Here is a 17,927-nt window from a genome sequence, read left to right as displayed (position 1 = left end):
TGCACGCATAACACAATAGTAAATTTCTATTTTATGAATATTAAAATAACTGGTACAGGAAGCTATATTCCTTCCAAAATTGCAACCAATGAAAACTTTCATAATCACGAATTTTTAAATACCGATGGTACTTCTATAAAGGCACCAAATGAGGTTATTGTTAAAAAATTTAAAGCAATAACTGGTATAGATGAACGTCGTTACGCTAAGAATCATTTAAACACATCAGACCTCGCTTCGTTTGCTGCCGAAAAAGCAATTGAAAGTGCTAAAATTAATCGTGAAGAACTAGATTATATTATAGTTGCACACAATTATGGAGATGTAAGGCATGACAGCATTCAAAGTGATACAGTACCAAGTATTGCCTCTAGAGTAAAGCATTTATTGCAAATTAAAAATCCTAAATGTGTGGGTTACGATTTGCTTTTTGGATGCCCTGGTTGGGTGCAAGGTGTCATTCAAGCTAATGCATTTATAAAAGCAGGTATTGCCAATAAATGTTTAGTCATTGGTGCCGAAACCTTATCACGTATTTTAGATCCGCATGATAGAGATTCCATGATTTATAGTGATGGTGCTGGCGCTGTAGTCATTGAACGCACCAATGATGAAGGCGGAATTATTGCTCACGACTCAGCTACCTTTTCTCTAGACGAAGCCCACTATATTTACTTTGGAGAAACCAATAATCAAAACTCTAATGATCACCGTCGCTATATAAAAATGTATGGTCGTAAAATTTACGAATTCGCATTAACAAACGTCCCACTGGCCATGAAATCGTGTTTAGATAGTAGCGGAATTGATATCACACAGGTTAAAAAAGTATTGATTCACCAGGCTAATGAAAAAATGGACGAAGCCATTGTTAAGCGTTTTTACGAACTCTATAATATGCAAATGCCAGAAGGTATAATGCCTATGAGTATTGGTAAATTAGGAAATTCTAGCGTAGCCACAATACCTACGCTTTACGATATAATTTTAAACGGTAAGTTAGAAAACCAAGATATTAACAAAGGTGATGTTATCCTTTTTGCGAGTGTAGGCGCCGGAATGAATATTAATGCTATTGTTTATAAGCAGTAATGTTTTAATTGATTATTTTGTGATTTCTGCCAGCGTTTTTATTATTGAAGATGAAAGGCGGAAATGAAAAATAAAATAATTTTATGTACGAGAAAACTTTTCCGAATAAACGCTTTAAACATACCATTGAGTTTTTAGAGAAACATGTAAACAACTCCCAATCTATTTTAGATTTGGGAGTTGTAAATCCGTTTTCTAAAATCATGGGAGAACATGGTTTTTCTGTTGAAAACACTAAAGGTGAAGATTTAGATTTAGACACATCAACCATTGAAAATTCGAAAGCAAATGTTGTAACAGCATTCGAAATTTTCGAACACTTACTCTCCCCTTTTACAGTTTTAAAATCTATTCAATCAGATAAATTAGTGGCTAGCATCCCTCTAAAACTATGGTTTTCTTCGGCTTACCGAAGCAAGACTGATATGTTAGACAGACATTACCATGAGTTTGAAGATTGGCAATTCGATTGGCTATTAGAAAAAGCAGGTTGGAAAATTATTGACAGAAAAAAATGGACCAACCCAACTAAAAAAATTGGTATCCGTCCTATTTTAAGATGGTTTACGCCTAGATATTACATAGTTTACGCCGAAAGAATTTAAAGTTCCGATAGCCAAAAATTAAATTCCAAGAACATAATTACCATAAATATTGCGATTTGGAGTTTAATTATTGACATTTACAACATGGATTTCTACATCATCATTCCTGCTCACAACGAAGCCGATTCCATTGGTCTTACGCTTCAGTCCTTGGTTAATCAAACTTTAAAACCAAAGCAAATTGTTGTAGTTAATGATAATTCTACCGATGCTACGCAGTCAATTATTGATGATTATATTAAAACATATTCCTTTATTTCAATAGTAAATAATAAATCATCTAACAAACATTTACCGGGTTCCAAAATTATAAATGCATTTTACAAAGGTTACGAAACCTTAGATAGCGCCTACGATATACTATGTAAATTTGATGCCGACTTAATTTTTCCTGAAAACTACCTGGAAAAATTAGCGATTCATTTTAAAAGCAATCCTAAATTAGGAATGACTTCGGGATTTTGTTACATCGAAAAAAACAACCAATGGGTTTTAGAAAACTTAACTAACAAAGACCATATTCGTGGCGCTTTAAAGGCATACAGGCAAGATTGTTTTCTCGAAATAGGTAAACTTAAACGGTCTATGGGTTGGGATACCGTTGATGAGTTGCTAGCTAAATATTACGGCTGGGAGATTTTAACTGATGATTCATTACATGTAAAACATTTAAAGCCAACTGGCGTTAGTTATAATACAGCATCAAAGTATTTGCAAGGTGAGGCTATGTATAAAATGCGATATGGCTTTGTAATTACATTAATTTCCGCCTTAAAACTAGCTTACAAAAAAGGAAGCTTTTCATTATTTAAAGATTATATGAGTGGATATTTTAAAGCTAAAAACGAAAAAATAGCCTACTTAGTTAACAAGCAAGAAGGTGTATTTATTAGAAATTTACGATGGAAAGGCATGCTTAATAATTCAAATAACAAAATGAAAATTTTTGCTCTCATATTATTTTTAGGTATTGGCTTATTCTTTTTAACGAAAAAGAAGTCCGAACCGGTGGTTATTAAAATAAACGACACATCGGCTAATAAAAATTGTGTTGTTCCAAATGGTGCTAATAGTACTCAGACGCATAGCTGTTCTTATATTAAAGTACGCGCTTATTATATGATTGAGCTTGCAAAAGACAAAGATTAAACACCATTTTTATTTCTATTAGTTATGACACTTTAGATGTTAAAAAATCATAATGTCTTACTCCAATAGTTTTAGATATGAATCAGGAACATCTAATAATTCTTGAAAGCACCAACTGTTGGGGCAATCTTCATTTAACTTAGACGGTTCTGCAATTCTTATTGTTATGATATTGTTCGAGTTTTCTACACCTGAATAAACTTCCCCAACTTCAAAAGTCCTTTCTGTTATCCCAATTACACCGCCAACTATAACAGTAGCAGTATACTCGCTAACAAATTTATATTCAGTATTTTTTTTATCATCATCAGAACTGCAAGACATAAACCCTATAGTTATAATAAAAAAATAAATCAGTTTTCTCATTATTCTTTTTATTAGTAGATGTTAAAAACGCTGTTTAGTTGCGTAAAATTGTATAAACTTATTTTTGAGAGTAAGAGTCCCTCTTTCGATGGAATATACTATTTAAAACTCCAACCTTTATAACTACTTGAAGCTTCTAGTTTATTCTCTATGGAATCTTCTAGTTCAGGAAAAAAGTCTATTCCTGTTAATTCTTCAACCTCATCAACAGACACAACAAAATCGTACAAAGGCTTGTTAGAAGCCTCGTGTGGCATTAAAAACGCAATCATTTTAGTGGTTCCAAAATTGGTATCTATTAACACCTTGTAAAACTGATTTGGAACAGAAACCTGCTCTGTGCCTATAGACTTCATATTACCGTTTAAAACACCTCCGGTAACAACAAAAACACCGTTGTACTTACTTGCCCAATACCTCACTTTTTGCTCCAAACTATTCCAAATTCCGGCATTAAATTGATGTTCTTGCGGACTAATATTACTCGTTAAAAAAGTTTCGTCGTGCGCCGCTTTAGTATAACGTCTGTCTCCAGCAGGACAAAGATGTCCGCGATCGTAACCCGATTTTTTATAGTTTCTCCAGCTTGCCGCACCTGTTTTTATGGCTTTATCAATTTCGAAATAAGGCCGTTTATGATTCGTATTAGATAGATGCGCTTTTTTTAATTCGTATGCCACCCATTCCGCTTGTTCATGTTTCTCGTTATACGATAATGAATAACCATTATGATGCACTATTTGTCCTGTTGTCGAAGTTGGTAAAAAATACTCGTTGGTATCACTTTTAGTTGTTTGACCTTCAGTAATAATTTCGGCTTTTTCTTCTTCACCTAAAAAATACTCATAGCCATAAACAGCCAAAACGATAACCAAAACAACAATGGAAGATAGTGTACGTTTGTTCATTAATTTAAAACAAATTCTAAAGGTTGTCCTATTGAAAAGTTTGGAAAACTAGTTCCTAAAAGCGCAGACATGGTTGGTGCAATATCTGTTATTTCGGTCTTTTTAAAAGTTTCTCCCTTCTTAATTCCTTTTCCGAAAAATAATAAAGGTACGTGGGTATCATAATTTAAGCCACTACCATGTGTAGACCCCACTTTACTATAAGAAATATATGCCGGATCGTTTAATAAAAGGACATCGCCAGATGCTTTTTGGTTAAACCCTTTTTGCATAAGCGCTTCAATACCTTCAACAAAATTTACAGAACCCATGCTTGTTGCAGTATAGGCTTTGTATATATTTTTGTACGTTATTTGCTCGTTTACTATGGCTTCTTGCACATCCTGCAAATTTAAATTTAAGGCTTTAACTTTTTCTCTATTTAAGAAAATTTGGTCGTTGCTTATGTTCTCTAAAATCTCAGTTGTACCGTAAGTCTCAATTAAAAACGCATTAAACTGCTTTTTTCGTTCGTCGTTATTTACGTATCCTGCAGGGATTTTTATAGATTGTAAATAAGATGGCACATCAATAGCTGCATGATCTGCTGTTAAGAAAACAGTATACTCACCTTTGCCTACCTCTTTATCTAGTGCCAGGAATAATCGCTCTAAATCCTTATCTAAACGAATATAAGTGTCCTCAACCTCTTTTGAGTTTACTCCAAATTTATGACCAACATAATCGGTACTTGAAAAGCTAACCGTTAAAACATCGGTAATCTCATCTTCACCTAAAGCTTCACCTTTTATAGCAGCTATGGCAAAATCTGCGACGATACTATTCCCGTAAGGCGTTCCTTTAATAATATCAAAATTTCCATTTTTATCTTTTAAAGCACCTAAGTCATAAGGAAATGTTGCTGTTTCCTTTCCTTTAAAAGTGCCTTCAAAATCATTTAAATCAGAGCCGCTTTCGGTATAAGTTGAAATATCATATAAAGTATTCCATGGTTTTAAATACGATTCAGCAACATTAGAATCGTTAAATTTCTTAACCCACTTAGGTAAGCTATTCATATAAAAAGAACTACTAATAAAGTACCCTTCATCGCTTCCGTTAAACCAATAAGCTGCATTGGCGGTATGACCAGCTGGTAAAATTGCACCTCTATCTTTTATTGAAATACCAATTGTTTTTCCTCGCATTTGTGTAAACAATCTGTTTTCGTCAGCAAATGTTGTTGTTTTCATGCGGTGTGGAGACATTTTACCGGCCTTACTTTCTGTGCCTATAGGATCAACGTTTTCATCACCTGCACAATACACCATTTTTTTTATCTCTCTATCGTAAAAATTATTACCTATAATACCATGATATTTTGGTGTAGTACCCGTATATATAGATGTATGCCCTGGTGCTGTGTAAGTTGGCACATAATTATAATGATTGTTTTTACAATTAAATCCTTCTTCCATCATACGTTTAAAACCACCATCGCCATATTTATTATAAAATCGAGTTAAATAATCGTAACGCATTTGGTCTACAACAATACCAACAACCAATTTCGGATTATCGTTTTGTGCTACCACAGGTACGCTTAATGTAAAAACTAACAAAAAGGAAAAAATATATTTCATTCTAAAATTAAATTTATAAAGCCAAAAATACACATAATTAATCCATCATTATTTTAAATTAAAGTTAAATACCACTAACTTTTTTTTACTTTAGCATTTACAAATTTGTATATGACTTATCTGCATAACATAGGTGCTTACTTTTTAATGATAGTAGAAATGTTTCGTAAACCAACCAAGTGGACGGTAATGAAACAATTAATACTTAAAGATATAGACGATTTAATAATTGGCTCTTTGGGCATTGTTGCGTTTATTTCCTTTTTTGTTGGAGGTGTTGTAACCATACAAACAGCATTAAATATTGACAGCCCTTTAATACCTAAATACCTTGTTGGTTTTGCAACTAGGCAATCTATTATATTAGAATTTGCGCCAACATTTATGTCTATAATTATGGCAGGTAAAGTTGGTTCGTTTATAACATCAAGCATCGGCACCATGCGTGTTACCGAACAAATTGACGCACTAGAAGTTATGGGAATTAACTCCCTTAACTATTTAGTTTTCCCTAAATTTATAGCCTTGCTTTTATATCCTTTTATTATATCCATTGCTATGTTTTTAGGTATTTTAGGAGGAATGGCCGCATGTGTATATGGAGGCTTTAGCTCTTTAGAAGATTACAATGTAGGTATCCAAACAGATTTTGAAACTTTCCATGTCATATATGCATTTATAAAGACTATTGTATTTGCCTTTATATTAGCAACCATCCCATCGTTTCATGGCTATTATATGAAAGGTGGTGCGTTAGAAGTAGGTAAAGCAAGTACAACATCGTTTGTATGGACTAGTGTTGTTATAATTATTTTAAACTATTTCCTAACCCAAATGTTACTAAGCTAATGATAGAAGTTACTAATTTACATAAGTCATTTGGAGACGTTGAAGTTTTAAAAGGTATTAGTACAACTTTTGAAAAAGGCAAAACAAATTTAATTATTGGGCAAAGTGGTTCTGGTAAAACTGTATTTTTAAAGTGCCTATTAGGTTTATTTGACTACGAACAAGGATCGATAGCATATGATGGTAAGGTATTCGCAAAACTTACCGAAGACGAAAAGAGAAATATACGTGCAGAAATAGGCATGGTATTTCAAGGCAGTGCCTTATTCGATTCTATGACTATTGCACAAAATGTCATGTTTCCGCTTAAAATGTTTACAAAGCAAAGTAAAAGCGAAATGGAAGACCGCGTAAACTTTGTTTTAAAGCGCGTTAATCTTGATACTGCACATAATAAAATGCCAAGTGAAGCTTCCGGAGGGATGCAAAAACGTGTTGCTATTGCTCGCGCTATCGTTAACAACCCTAAGTATTTATTTTGTGATGAACCTAACTCGGGTTTAGATCCAAAAACAGCCATAGTTATAGATAACCTTATTCAAGAAATTACAGACGAATATCAAATTACCACAGTAATAAACTCGCATGATATGAACTCGGTTATGGAAATTGGTGAAAAAATTGTTTTCCTAAGAAATGGATTAAAAGCATGGGAAGGATCAAACAAAACCATTTTTAAAACAGATAACGAGGTTGTAACCGATTTTGTTTATTCTTCAAACTTATTTAAAAAAGTACGTAAAATGTACATTGAAGAAAATGAATAACCTATTTTATTCTGGTTTTTCTAAAATTTTACCGATTACATTAGAATCATAATTCAAATAATTATGCCAAGGTCCATATAGCCATAACAGTACCTTATAACCATCATTTGCAACCACTATGGGTCTGATATTTCTATGAGGCGAATCTGTAGTAATTGACTGCCATTTAATGGTTGAAATATCATCATCTACTCCAATTTTCGCGCTGTAAATTTCATGGTTTCCACCTAAATCTTCTCCTGTTGAGGGATTAACGTCTGTAGAAATATAAACATTAGTAGGATCTTCCGGATCAAAAGCAAAGAGCCCTGTATAACTACTTTCTACTTTGTATAAACATTTACCTGCAAATGCAATTTCTCTATCATTCCATTTTTCACCATCCCAAGTAGTAATTCTATACCTATGGTCACTGTCATCTAAATAAAGCGTGTAACCAATATGCGGATTGTTATTTTCGTCTTTTGCCATAGCGCAGGTCCACGCACTATTAGGCACACTTTCATTTACGATTGCTTTCTTTTTAGTATGACTTCCGGTATATAGTTTTTCTGCTTCAGAAGAACGCAAAGGACCTTCATTTAAACTTTTAATTTTAGAACCATCAACATTAAAAAACGCATTATCTTTATATTCAACATAATATAGATTATTTCCAAAAGCTCGCGGATGTGCATCGGTATAAGAAACCCCTATAGTATTTTCGTCTATTTGTAAATATCTAGCATATGGACGTTGAAAACCTTCAACATCGTTAGTTATAAAATGTGTTCTATTGCCCCAAGTTTCACCTTCATCAGTAGAAGTAATAAGCGTTGGATTAAAATTTAACCCATCTCTAAAGAAGTTATAAAGTTTACCTTCATTCTTTAAGTAGTAAAGATTCATATAGGTAACACCCCGTTTATCATCATATTCATGGTTAAACTTTTTTGTAGCGCCCCATTTTGTGTAATCATTCGATGAAGAAATGTTATAATAATGTATTTTTTCACTGGTATGTTTTGCCCACATGGCAAGGATACTTCCGTCTGAACGTCTATGAAGAGCAGGAACATTGTGGTCATCAACTTGAAGCTTTTCATGGAGCACGAGCGTACTATCTTGCTGTTCTGATTTTAAATCAAAAACACCTACACGCACATCACCACTTTGACCACTTAAGCCTCCAATGATTAGTTTTTCATTACTAATAATAACTCTAGGATCTTGATACCAGCACCATCCTCCATCTTCCATAAATGTGGTATGACTGGTTTGCTTATCGATTGGATAAAAAGTATTTAAATATGTATACATTTCTGAACCAGCAGCCAAAAACGCACCAATACCATAAACTTCTGTATAATCTTTAAAACTTTCACCTGGGGCAGCCCCTATAGGTTGTACATAACCTAACATACCGTCTTGATTTACACACTTTTCAAGTGCAGACCACGCTTTAAACAAGATAGGCTCATAAGTTTCTTTATCTAACAAACCATTATTAATACCCCATGCTATTCCGAAGGCAAAAAAAGACGTTCCGCTGGTTTCCAAATTTGGATAATCTTTTACATCCCCCAATAATCCAGCAGACCAAGCACCATCTTCTCTTTGTGTTTTCTTTAACGTTTCAGCAATTTGTTTAAATGTGTTTTCATAAAAATTTCGTCCTTCCCAATCTTTCGGTAAGTCCGGAATCAGTAGTGCTAATCCACCAAATACCCATCCATTTCCTCGAGACCAAAATATTTTTTTTCCGTTCTTTTCTTTTGTATCAAAATAAGATTTATCCCGATAAAAAAGCTGTACTTCTTTATCCCATAATTCATTATAAGTCATATGAAATTGTTTATCCATATACTCTAGATAAGTACTATCTTTCGTAATCTTAGATAACCTAGCCCAAACTGGAGGTGCCATAAATAAAGCATCACACCAATCCCATTGATACTCTTTTCCTTTTTCACTATTTATAATAGAATCGAATGTGGCCTTAGTTGGGCCAATTTTAGCAATGTGTTTTAAACGATTGTTTTGATGAAGATTTAAATAGAACTGCCCTACCGTATGATCGTCTGCATGATAGATTCTTTCATAAAGTCTCCACTTATTTCTATCTCCAAGTTCAACTAGCCAATTGATGTATTTTGGATAACGCGATACTTCACTAAGCTGAAACATCCCAGCATAAAGCACGCCATTTGTCCATTCTAACTCGTGATGTTTATTGCGATTGTGCCATTTTTTTCTGTTCTCAGGCGCAGGTAATGCTCGGTATTTACCCTGCTCTTCAAAAGTTTTTATTTGCCAATTGGCTACTTTTTCAGTAAGTTTAATAACTTCATCTGCGCTAGGAATGGTTGGCACCTCCTTCTGCTTTGTGCAGTTAAAACAAAAGATTATTGCACAAAAATAAAATAAGAGGTTTTTCATATCAGATAGTTAAAAATTAATCAGTTCTTCTTCTTTTTCAATATACCAAGTCAGCTTCAATTTCTGTTCCAACCGTAAACAAGACGAAATATCCAATAAAAATATAATATAACAAAAAAAAGTTGAAAAGTACTACCTTAATGTAAAGCCATAGCAATAATTTACTCGTTTTGTTTTAAAATTTATTTTAAAATCAAAACTCTATATTTAGATTTCCCTATTCTCAGAAATAACAACTTCTGTAGTAACGTTAGTGAGCTGCTTAATGGAATTCTTTCAGATAAAAAAAGATTTTATTTACTTCAGAATTAAAATGTTATTCTGGTTTGTTTGTTTACTTAGCCACGATTTTAATTCTTCTTCCTTTTTAACTTGAATACTGTCTGTTAAATTCGTATTCCATTTTAAACGTACTACAGAAACCGTATCGATATTAATAAAATCTTTAGTTTCTAACATTTTAGAATACCCAAAATATTCTAAATCTATAAACCTCACCTTAGCATCGCGAGACAAACTAGAAAACGGAATGGTATTCGATATTGTTTTCGACTCTAATTGTTTATTTAAGTTGGTAATATTAACCTGTAAACCTTCAATTTGATTCTGTAATCCAGTAATAATTATATCCTTTTGGTCTAAATCGCGTATGGCTCTATCATAAGCATCTGATATTTTATCGATACTTCTATTTTTATTCCCCTGAATTACTAGGCTATAATCTTTTATTTTTTCGTAAGTTTTAATTTCATTTTCCAAATCTGCTATGGTAGCATCTGGCACTTCACCATTAAAATAAAGGGTAATTGTTTTTTCTTCCCAGTTTGGTATATCTTTTTGCAACCATAACTCGTGGTTAGATTTAACCTCGGTTTCCATAAAATTATTATAATCGCCCTCTAAACCAGATTGCGTTATAAAGTTAACAAAGGTCCAAATTGCAGGTGCCATAACCAAAATAGCAATTAAAGAAGCCAACTGTGCAATTCTTTTTCTTTTTTTAGAATTCGCATACCTTAACATTGGGAACCTTAATATTTTTAGCACCAAAAAGGTTGCTAAAGCAATAAAAATAGTATTTATGGTAAACAAATACATGGCTCCAATAAAGTAGTCCCAATTGTGCGCTAATCCATAACCGGCAGTACATAATGGTGGCATTAATGCTGTTGCAATAGCAACACCAAAAATTACCGAGGCAATCGTTCCTTTTTTAGTTCGTGCAATAATTAAGGCAGCACCGCCAAAAAAGGCTATTAAAACATCACGTAAATCGGGTTTAGTACGACCAAAAAGCTCGGTCGTCATAATATCTGCAGTTGGAAAAAATTTAAAAAACAAAAAGGCTGTCATTAAACTTAAAACAATCATTGTTACTAAGTTTATAAGCGATTTTTTAAGCGTATCAATATCGTTTATAGCAATAGATAGGCCAATACCCAAAATAGGCCCCATTAATGGCGAAATTAACATGGCACCAATTACCACAGCTGTAGAGTTTGCGTTTAAACCAATAGAGGCTACAAATATGGAACAAATTAAAATCCAAGCGGTGGCCCCTTTAAAAGGAATATCGCCTTTTATTGCTTGAATCGTGGCATCTCTATCGGTGTCATCTCTGAAATCTAAAAGCTCGCTTAAAAATTTTGAGATACTGGTAAAAAGACCTTGAGCATCCTTTTTTACGTTTTCTTTAGACTGCTCAACGCTCAGTTCCTTTTTTAAAGCTTCTGCCTTTTCCTCTTCTTCAGAGAAATTAAACTTACTCTCTTCACTCATAATTAACCATATTGCTCTCCAAATTTATCTTTTACTTGTTGGAGTGTTTTCTTTATATCTTGTTCTTTAGACTTAGGAAAGATAAGCAAAACTTCTTCTTTATCCACAACAATATAATCTTGTAAGCCATCAATAACAACAATTTTATCTTTTTTTGTTCTTATCATATTTCCCGAAGCATCTTCTGCCAAAGTCCTAGCATTTACTACAGCATTGTTAGCCTCATCCTTATCCAACTTGTCGTATAAACTTCCCCAAGTTCCTAAATCGTTCCAATCAAATTCTGCTGCAATAACATAAACATTGGTAGATTTTTCCATAATAGCATAATCCACAGAAATATTTTCTGCCTTAGGATAATTATCACGAATAAAATCGCCTTCAAATTCGGTATTATACACCGATATGCCATTTTCGAATAGCTCAAACAATTCTGGTTGATTACTTTTAAACGCTTTAACTACGCTCCTTGCGCTCCACATAAAAATACCAGCATTCCATAAAAAATTACCTTGAGAAATAAACTCTTTGGCCGTTTCGTAATCTGGTTTTTCTCTAAATTGATTAACCGATTTTATCGCTTTCGCGGAAGACTTATCAAACTCAATATAACCGTAACCTGTGTTAGGAAAAGTAGGTTGAATTCCTAAAGTCATTAACGCATCATTTTCGGTACAATACTCGAAGGCTTGTTGCACATTACTTGCAAATGTTTTTTCGTCTTCAATCCAGTGATCACTTGGTGCAACAATCATAACCGCATCTGGGTTTTCTTTCTGAATTTTTAACGAGGCGTATAAAATACAAGGCGCTGTGTTACGCATTGCCGGTTCTAATACCACTTGACGCTGCTCAACTTCCGGTAATTGCTCTAAAACTAAATCGTTATATCGCTCGTTTGTTAAAATAAAAATATTTTCCTTCGGAATTAAATCTGCCAAACGATGAAATGTTTTTTGTATAAGCGTATCGCCCGTTCCTAACATATCATGAAACTGCTTTGGAAAATCCTGTGTACTTATTGGCCAAAATCTTGATCCTACTCCTCCGGCCATTAATATGGCATAATAGTTTTTATTCATATTTTAATTTATTAATTCTACTTCTGCATTTGGATTAAAAAGGTATAAACGCCCTGTTTTAATTTCAATGCACTCATAACGTTTAACACGTTTTTCACCCATTTCAAAAACCTTACCATTATAAAGTTTAAAACTTACACCCAAAGGTACTTCAAAAATAAAGGTTTTATTATTGGGTTCGTCAAATTGCTTTAAAGCTAAGGCCAATGGCGCATCTGTATCGCTGGATGCTTTAGGGTTTTTAAAATGTTTTGCCAATAAAGGCAGTAAGGCATCTGGAAATATCTCTGGATTTAAAAATGGTAGCATTAAATGCTGGAATGTTTGTTTCCACTCCAAACCATGCGGTTTTATAAAATTCCCATAAGATTTAAAAGCCTCCAAATGGGCAATTTCATGGATAAGCGTTATTAAAAAGCGATAGGTATTTAAGTTTGAATTTATTGTAATTTGATGCTTGCCATTTGGTAATTTTCTATAATCACCATGCCTTGTCTTACGCTCATTTTTAATTTTAACCAACAAATCGTCCCGTTCTAAAAGATTTAAAACTGGAAGAACTGCATTTGTAGGTATATATTTTTGGAGCTCATTTTGCATTATAGCTAAAATAATGGAATTCCGTAAAAGAAACACTTAGTAACATAGACTTTTATAGAAAAAATTATAATTTAGTAGTTAAGTGCATTTAAATCTTTTGCAATTAAAGATACCTTAAAATATGAACCCGAAAGTTGACAAATATTTAGAACATTTAAAAACTTGGAAATCGGAATTAGAACTTTTAAGAACAATTATAATAAGTTGCGGACTTGCTGAAGATTTTAAATGGCGAAATCCGTGTTACTCTTTTAAAGGTAAAAACATTGTAATAATTGGAGGTTTTAAAGCCTTTTGCTCATTAAGTTTTTTTAAAGGTGCTATACTAAAAGACCCAGAAGGTATCCTAAAGAAACCAGGTCCTAATTCAAGATCAACAAAACTTATTCCGTTTACAAGTACAAAAGAAATTACAGCTTTAGAACCTATATTAAAACGTTACATTTACGAAGCTATCGCAATTGAAGAATCAGGAATACCGGTTAAAATTGATAATACCGATGATTTAAACTATCCGGAAGAATTAAAATCTGTATTTTTAGAAAAGCCGGAATTTGAAACTGCTTTTAAAAAACTAACTAAGGGGAGACAACGTGGCTATATTTTGCATTTTACTGGTGCCAAACAATCCAAAACACGAACTTCAAGAATACTTAAATGTGAATCGCGAATTTTAAAGGGGTTTGGTTTTAATGATTGTACTTGCGGACTATCAAAACGAAAACCAAATTGCGATGGTTCTCACAAACAATTGGAAAACAAATAGCCTTTAACCGACAAAAGCGAATTATAACATTTTTAAAAGATTGTCCATGCTGTTAAATGTCTTTGTAGCTTCTTTACTTAGCGCATTGCCATAATCATGCTCGGTATACCCATAAACATCAAAACCGCCAGCTTTAGCTGCTCTAACTCCGGATAGGCTATCTTCCACCACCAAACAGTCTTTTGGCTTAAACCCCATGGTTTCTGCTGCCCATAGAAATACATCGGGATCTGGTTTCCATTTTTGAATGGCATAGCAACTAAAAATATGGCCTTCAAAAAAAGGAAGTAACCTCGTAAGCTCTAAGTTTAACCGAATTTTATTTTCGGGTCCACTTGATGCTACACAGAACGGTACATTTATGTTTTCAAGAACTGCTTTTATACCTTTTATAGGCTGAATATTTTTTCGGAAGGCTTCAAATGTATTAATACGATAATCTTGTTCAAAATGAATAGGTAATGGTTTTTCAATACGTTGCGAAATATAATTAGTGCAGTATTTAAAAGATTTCCCTTTTAACGAAACCATAGAGGCATCAAGCTCAATGTTAGCTCCTAAGTAATTAGCCATTTCAACCAAAACACCAATAGCAATAGGTTCACTATCAATTAAAACGCCATCGCAATCGAAAATTACACATTTGTATTTGTTCATAAAATCAACGTTTTAATGCAAAATGCCCGGAAAAACTGTTTTCATTATTTAATTTTACGGTGAACCAATAATCAGAATTGGGCGACTTTTCATTATTAAAAGTACCATCCCATCCCATACTATTGGCCGAAATTTGTTTTAAAAATTTCCCATATCTATCATAAATATTAATAATAGCATTTGGATAATTAGAAATCCCTTTAATTTGCCAAGTTTCGTTTATACCATCCCCGTTCGGGGTAAAATATTTAGGATAATCTATTACTGTTACTTCATCAAAATCTTCTCCACAGCCTAATTTATCTCTTACAGAAACCGTATAAACACCACCTTGTATTTTATTAAATCTATTGCTGGATTGATAATTAAAACCGTCAATAGAATATTCAAAATCTCCATCTCCTGAAACAAAGATTTCAATATAATTTTCATCGGACAATTCTTTATATTCTACATCTGTAATAACTGGTAATACTGAGCGTACTAATTCAAAATCAAATTGATTTTCACAATAAATTCCATTTTTATATTCACCAATTATAAGAGAATAATTTCCAGCGTCTACTAAATTCGCTTCAAAAGTATTAGAAATAATGGATCCATCTTGATATCGCCATTTATAAGTATCTAAGTCCGCTTTAACACTCACACTTAAGTAAGGTTCTAAATTGCATAAAAAATAAGATTCATTTATGCCCACCATTGGTAAATCATTTACTATTAAATCAAAACTTGTTTCAGAATAGCATAAATTATTCAACTCATTTTCAACTTTAACTTTAATCCTTTGCGACCACGGTTGCGTATTTTGAAAAGAGATTGGTAAGGGACTTGGTAACACATTCCCACTAGCATCAAAATATATAATCTTTAAACCACCTTGACTACCTATCAATTCAGCCTTAATATTAGAGGTATCAAAATTTGCAAATCCGGTTCCTAAATCGCATCCATAAAGTGGTTGTGGTTTATTAATTTGTGGTTGCGAAGCTGTATTCAACAATAAAGTTGTTTCTGCATAACAGTTAGTTTGCAGATTTGTTACTCTAACTGTTATTGTTTCTTGATTTGTAGTGCTATTTGTAAACGGGTTAGGTAAAGGATTAGGTAATAGATTTCCTGAATCATCAAAATAAGACACTTCCATATTGGCTTGACTACCTAAAACATCCACTTGAATATTTGAAGTATCAAAATATTCTGAAATACCATCGTTATTATCATCGCAACCTATTAAGTCGGCTAAAGAATTTGCAATAGGTAATGGGTTTGCTTTTAGCTTAAACGTGGTTTTATTATTACAATTTGTATCTGTATTAGTTACTAGAATACTAATAACTTCTTCATATGCTACTATATTTTCAACGGCATTTAAAGGGCCATCCACTTTTTGTCCATTTTCAAAATAAAACGCAACCTCTATATTTGTTCTATTAGCTAAAATTTTTTCTTTTACTTTTTCTAAATTAAAGCTAGCAAAACCGCTAGTTTCACTTTCACAAACAATTAAATCTTCAATACTTTCCAAATTTGGTTTTGGCTGTACTATTAAATCAAAACTAGTTTCTGAATAACAGCAAGGATTATTTTGGTGAGCAACTCTTACAGTAATAGTTTCTCTATCCCTAATTGTATTTGTAAACGAATTTGTCATGGTTTCATACTCGTTTCCAGAACCATCAATAAAAGTGACTACTTTATTTGATTGCCCTCTTAAAACCTGTTGTTGAACTGTTGAAAGATTAAATGATGAGGTTATTCCAGAACCATAAGAATCTTCACAGGAGTAAAAATCGTTAATTCCATAAGCCGTTGGAGGTTCCTTCACATCGATAGTTTCCTCCAGCACTTCAACATCTCCGTTTTTCCCCGTAACAGTAGCGGTTATATTATACGTGCCATCTGCCGAAAAATCATGAAAAGGTGATAAATCTGTAGATGTATTGCTCGCACCGGAAGCAGGGTCACCAAAGCCCCAAATTACTGATGCCACATTTGCCTTATCTTGTACACTAAATTCTTTAAGAAATTCTGAACAAATATTACTGATATTCATTCCAAAATTGTTGGTGACATGGTTTACGTTTCCTGTTACATTTATGTAAAAATTTAGGTTAGTCGATGTATAACCTGCAGTGTAACCGTTTCTAATCCACGATACATCATTACCATACTCACTTCCCGCTATAAATGCAACTGAATACCCTGGGCTTCCTAAATGAAATACTTCAACTAGCAATTGTTCAACACCGTTAGGTACTACAATTGGTGTATCAAAATCCAAATTAAAAGTTATTGGATTATATTTGTCACTAGAATAAGGGAGACTCAATTCTTGACTACTACCTATTAAATCTACATCCGAGAATGAAGCTGGAAAATCGTTATGAACCCTATAAAAGTTAAATTGAATTCTAACATCATAAGCGCCTACTGCTGAAAAAGCAACTTGACCATTATTAATTATGTACTCTTCATTATTAGAAATCTCAAAATCTTTTAAACTAAAAACCTTAGAAAAACCTATACCTCCTCCTGTACGACCATACTGATTAATCCAAATAGGACTACCGCAGACATTATGTGTTAACGTTGTATTTGAGCCAACATTGCTTCTTAAATACTTTTCACCTGTAACATTAATATAGAAATTAGCATTAGGTACAGGTAAATTCAGATTATCTGTAGAGACATACGAATAATATTCTCTGCAGCCTATAAACCAAGACTTATCATTATCAAACTCAGTACCTGCAATAAAGACCTTTGCGGAATTTGGATTGTAAAAATCTTTACTTTTCCCTACTACAACTAATATATTTTCTACCTGAGCAGGCACAACAATTGGTCGGTTAAAATCGACTTTAATAATTTCCGGTGAACCGGAAATTTTAGGAACTAATTGATAGCCTCCACTTCCTAGATGTTTTGGATTAGATTCAGGAAATTTAGAATCAATACTAAATATAGAAAAACCAATATACGCTCCATTATCCGCTTTCGTTATAGCAACCTCTGCAGATTTTATAATAAATTGTTCATTTGTTGAAATTCCAAAATCTATAAGCTTAAAAACTCTGGCCCAAGACTCATCGTCTTCACACGAGGGCATACCATTTTCAATAGGAGTTGTTCCTATGTTATGTGATAACCTTATTTGAGAATACCCCGAAGCAAATAAAGCAAACAAAAAAACTACCAAAAGAATATTCCTCATAAAAGCTAAAATAGAAAACTGAACTAAATTATATCTTATTTTAAGTTTAA

14 protein-coding genes and 1 pseudogene are annotated in these 17,927 nt (G+C 33.1%); 6 read left to right on the top strand and 9 right to left on the bottom strand.

Annotated elements, in window-relative coordinates; translation table 11 throughout:
• Nucleotides 1-33 precede the first annotated feature (33 nt).
• From AAFN75_RS10250 to AAFN75_RS10240, 3 genes and pseudogenes are all read left to right on the top strand, one after another.
• A complete protein-coding gene (locus tag AAFN75_RS10250) occupies nucleotides 34-1,092 on the top strand; it encodes a 3-oxoacyl-ACP synthase III family protein (protein ID WP_411806251.1) in 1,059 nt (352 codons plus the stop codon).
• An 83-nt stretch (nucleotides 1,093-1,175) separates the two neighbouring features.
• Nucleotides 1,176-1,697 (top strand): methyltransferase, encoded by a 522-nt coding sequence (locus tag AAFN75_RS10245; RefSeq protein ID WP_411806250.1) that lies wholly within the window; start codon nucleotides 1,176-1,178, stop codon nucleotides 1,695-1,697.
• A gap of 84 nt (nucleotides 1,698-1,781) precedes the next feature.
• Nucleotides 1,782-2,615: pseudogene (locus tag AAFN75_RS10240) on the top strand (glycosyltransferase); the annotation flags it as partial.
• Between the two features lie 288 nt (nucleotides 2,616-2,903).
• On the opposite strand, the gene AAFN75_RS10235 reads toward AAFN75_RS10240, so the two are convergent.
• From AAFN75_RS10235 to pafA, 3 genes are all read right to left on the bottom strand, one after another.
• Complete coding sequence (locus AAFN75_RS10235; RefSeq protein WP_411806249.1) at nucleotides 2,904-3,212, bottom strand: hypothetical protein; 309 nt, start codon at nucleotides 3,210-3,212, stop codon at nucleotides 2,904-2,906.
• Between the two features lie 98 nt (nucleotides 3,213-3,310).
• Nucleotides 3,311-4,120 carry a DNA/RNA non-specific endonuclease gene (locus AAFN75_RS10230; RefSeq protein WP_411806248.1) on the bottom strand — a complete coding sequence of 270 codons (810 nt, stop codon included), beginning with the start codon at nucleotides 4,118-4,120 and terminating at the stop codon, nucleotides 3,311-3,313.
• A complete protein-coding gene (gene pafA, locus AAFN75_RS10225) occupies nucleotides 4,120-5,742 on the bottom strand; it encodes an alkaline phosphatase PafA (protein WP_411806247.1) in 1,623 nt (540 codons plus the stop codon). Before pafA ends, AAFN75_RS10230 begins: the two co-directional genes overlap by 1 nt.
• A 111-nt stretch (nucleotides 5,743-5,853) precedes the next feature.
• Between pafA and AAFN75_RS10220 the strand changes: the two genes are divergently transcribed.
• Entirely contained in the window at nucleotides 5,854-6,591 is a 738-nt protein-coding gene (locus tag AAFN75_RS10220) for an ABC transporter permease (RefSeq protein ID WP_348451344.1), read from the top strand.
• On the top strand, nucleotides 6,591-7,358 hold the full coding sequence (locus AAFN75_RS10215) for an ABC transporter ATP-binding protein (protein WP_411806246.1): 768 nt from the start codon (nucleotides 6,591-6,593) through the stop codon (nucleotides 7,356-7,358). Before AAFN75_RS10220 ends, AAFN75_RS10215 begins: the two co-directional genes overlap by 1 nt.
• A 6-nt stretch (nucleotides 7,359-7,364) precedes the next feature.
• On the opposite strand, the gene AAFN75_RS10210 is transcribed toward AAFN75_RS10215, so the two are convergent.
• The 4 genes from AAFN75_RS10210 to AAFN75_RS10195 all read right to left on the bottom strand — a co-directional run bounded on the left by AAFN75_RS10210 (nucleotide 7,365) and on the right by AAFN75_RS10195 (nucleotide 13,237).
• Nucleotides 7,365-9,776, bottom strand: a complete 2,412-nt coding sequence (locus tag AAFN75_RS10210) for a glycoside hydrolase family 88 protein (protein WP_411806245.1) — start codon at nucleotides 9,774-9,776, stop codon at nucleotides 7,365-7,367.
• Between the two features lie 297 nt (nucleotides 9,777-10,073).
• Nucleotides 10,074-11,555, bottom strand: coding sequence for a DUF389 domain-containing protein (locus AAFN75_RS10205; protein ID WP_411806244.1), 1,482 nt, complete (start codon nucleotides 11,553-11,555; stop codon nucleotides 10,074-10,076).
• Nucleotides 11,556-11,557: 2 nt separating this feature from the next.
• On the bottom strand, nucleotides 11,558-12,637 hold the full coding sequence (locus AAFN75_RS10200) for a mannose-1-phosphate guanylyltransferase (protein WP_411806243.1): 1,080 nt from the start codon (nucleotides 12,635-12,637) through the stop codon (nucleotides 11,558-11,560).
• A 3-nt stretch (nucleotides 12,638-12,640) separates the two neighbouring features.
• Complete coding sequence (locus AAFN75_RS10195) at nucleotides 12,641-13,237, bottom strand: SprT-like domain-containing protein (protein ID WP_411806242.1); 597 nt, start codon at nucleotides 13,235-13,237, stop codon at nucleotides 12,641-12,643.
• A 121-nt stretch (nucleotides 13,238-13,358) separates the two neighbouring features.
• Here AAFN75_RS10195 and AAFN75_RS10190 point away from each other — a divergent pair, with 121 nt between their 5' ends.
• On the top strand, nucleotides 13,359-14,003 hold the full coding sequence (locus AAFN75_RS10190) for a DUF1801 domain-containing protein (RefSeq protein ID WP_411806241.1): 645 nt from the start codon (nucleotides 13,359-13,361) through the stop codon (nucleotides 14,001-14,003).
• A 21-nt stretch (nucleotides 14,004-14,024) separates the two neighbouring features.
• On the opposite strand, the gene AAFN75_RS10185 is transcribed toward AAFN75_RS10190, so the two are convergent.
• Nucleotides 14,025-14,660 carry an HAD family hydrolase gene (locus AAFN75_RS10185; RefSeq protein WP_411806240.1) on the bottom strand — a complete coding sequence of 212 codons (636 nt, stop codon included), beginning with the start codon at nucleotides 14,658-14,660 and terminating at the stop codon, nucleotides 14,025-14,027.
• A 4-nt stretch (nucleotides 14,661-14,664) separates the two neighbouring features.
• On the bottom strand, nucleotides 14,665-17,877 hold the full coding sequence (locus AAFN75_RS10180) for a T9SS type B sorting domain-containing protein (RefSeq protein WP_411806239.1): 3,213 nt from the start codon (nucleotides 17,875-17,877) through the stop codon (nucleotides 14,665-14,667).
• Nucleotides 17,878-17,927: the final 50 nt, after the last annotated feature.

Source organism: Algibacter sp. AS12 (assembly GCF_046736315.1).
Lineage (GTDB): Bacteria > Bacteroidota > Bacteroidia > Flavobacteriales > Flavobacteriaceae > Algibacter_B > Algibacter_B amylolyticus.
The sequence above is the reverse complement of the archived record's forward strand: the minus strand, read 5'-3'. Positions and strand labels throughout refer to the sequence as shown.